The sequence below is a fragment of the Mucilaginibacter sp. genome, assembly GCF_039207105.1.
In the GTDB taxonomy this organism is placed as follows: Bacteria; Bacteroidota; Bacteroidia; order Sphingobacteriales; family Sphingobacteriaceae; genus Mucilaginibacter.
Genome location: NZ_JBCECK010000311.1, coordinates 1 through 2265, shown reverse-complemented (window position 1 = coordinate 2265; position 2265 = coordinate 1). Strand labels below are relative to the sequence as shown.

Below are 2265 nucleotides of genomic sequence, written 5' to 3'. Positions count from 1 at the left end.
GGAATAGGGACCTACACCAATAAATTTGCCATTACATCGGTCCCGTCAGCCGATGACCGGACAGGCTATTACAGTGACCTGTATCTGGTTAATACCTACACCGGGGAGAAACAACTGATCACCAGACATTATCCGCCAAGAGGAGGAGGAAAATACTTCTCACCGGAGGAGAAATATTTCATCTGGTTTGAGCGGAAAAATCATCACTGGTACAGTTTTACAACGGCGGATGGCGCTATCCGTAATTTAACAAGAGGTCTGAGTTCCCCGGGGTTTATGGACCGGGATGATGGCTATGACCCTGTAGGTATCGCCGGCTTTATGGAAGGGGATAACAGCGTACTGATCTATGACCGTTTCGACATCTGGAAAATAGATCCCAGCGGAAAGAAACCGGCGGTCAACCTGACGAATTTTTACGGTGTAAAACACCATTTGATCCTCCGGTTATTGCTTTTCAAAAGCGAAAACCGTGAACTAATCCAAACTAAAAGGGATCTGCTGCTGAGCGCGTTTTCCGCAGCGGATAAATCCAACGGCTTTTACCGCTGGTCGGCGTCCAAAGCTCATGATCCCCAAGAGCTGGATCGCGGGAATTACAGTTATGATCCATGGGGCGGGGCGTATGGCGGGTTAACAGCGTTAGCAGCAATAAGAAAGGCTGAGCAGGCTGACGTTTACGTGCTGCAGAAAGGTTCGACCGGTAAATTCCCGAATATTTTCATTACGCGTGATTTCAAGTCGTGTAAGCAACAAACCTTTTTCGAGCCCGAAAAAGCATTCAATTGGTATCATTCCCAACCGATCGCATGGAAACAGCCATCCGGCCGGCCGGCCGAAGGCCTCTTGTTCACCCCGGAAAACCTGGATACCAGCCGGAAGTACCCTTTGATCGTCTATTATTACCAGGGCGACAATACCGGGGCGCTCAATAGTTACTTAACCCCGGAACTCGACCACGCTAATATTAATATTCCCTACATGGTGAGTAACGGGTACGCGGTCTTTATGCCGGATATCTATAACTCTCAAACCGGCAATCCGGGCCGGGACGCGCTGGATGTCGTGAACTCCGGTGTAGACGAACTGGCCAAATTCGACTGGATCGATACGGCAAAAGTTGGGCTGCAGGGACATAGCTATGGCGCATTTGAGACGAATTTTATCGTTTCCCATTCCAACCGGTATAAGGCAGCCGTGTCTGGAGAAGGCGTTTCCAATGTAATTCCCATGGAATATAGTTTTACACGCCCAAACGAATTTGGAGGGATGAAATTTTATGAAAAAGGCCAGGGGGGTATAAACGCCACCTTGTGGGAAAACCGGGCAGCGTATTTAGATAATTCCGCCATACTCAGGGCCGATCAGGTTACGACCCCACTTTTCCTGATGGCTAACAAAGGAGATGATGTCGTTCTATCCGGCACGCAGGGCATTCCCTGGTTCAACGCGCTGAGCAGGCTGAACAAAAAGGTCTGGCTTGTTGATTATCAGAAGGAGGGACATAGCGTGCATGACCTGCCTAACCTGCTCGACTACAGTACCCGCGTCAAACAATTCTTCGACTATTATTTAAAAGGCGAACCTGCTCCTAAATGGATGACGCAAAACTCGCAATCCCTCGAACCCGATCCGGGCGTGACCCCATAATTTTTATCAAAAACTCAATACAAAAAAATATGAAAAAGATATTAATCCTCCTTGGCATAAGCGGCCTGCTGCTGGCCGCCTGCAAAAAAGACAACAAGACCTATTTCACCGAAAGCGGCAGCCTGACGGTGACCAATAAAGTTATCGGCGGCAAGGCGCTGACCTTCAATACCACGACTTACACCATCGGTACTGACGCTTATCAAACCATGCCCATCAAAGCCGGCGACCAGCAAGTCAAACTTTATGATGCCGCCAATAAAACAGCAGCGCCCTACTTCAATGAAAAAATGCAAATTGAGAACGCCGGCCGCTATTCCTTGTTCCTGGCGGGTGCTTCCCCGGCAAACATCGACGCGATTCAGATCAAAGACAATTATACGGCCTACACCGACAGCCTTTGCGGCGTACGCTTCATCAACCTGTCGCCGAACAGCCCGAAGCTCAGTGTAAATGTAACCGGAGCGGCAAACGGTTCGACCGTAACCGGTATCGCTTACAAAGAATACTCAGACTTTGTCAAATTCCCGGCCAAGCGCGCCAACAGCAGCTATTCGTTCGAGATCCGGAATGCCGCTACCGGTGAGGTGATCAGGAGCTATGACATCTCCACGC

2 protein-coding genes are annotated in these 2265 nt (G+C 49.5%); both read left to right on the top strand.

Translation table 11 applies throughout. The annotated features are described in order from the left end of the window. The coding region (locus AAGC65_RS25990) for a prolyl oligopeptidase family serine peptidase (protein ID WP_343115364.1) at positions 1 to 1650 on the top strand (1650 nt) is incomplete at its 5' end. A 29-nt stretch (positions 1651 to 1679) separates the two neighbouring features. Then, positions 1680 to 2265 (top strand): DUF4397 domain-containing protein (locus tag AAGC65_RS25985; RefSeq protein ID WP_343115363.1); only part of this gene is annotated, 586 nt, incomplete at its 3' end.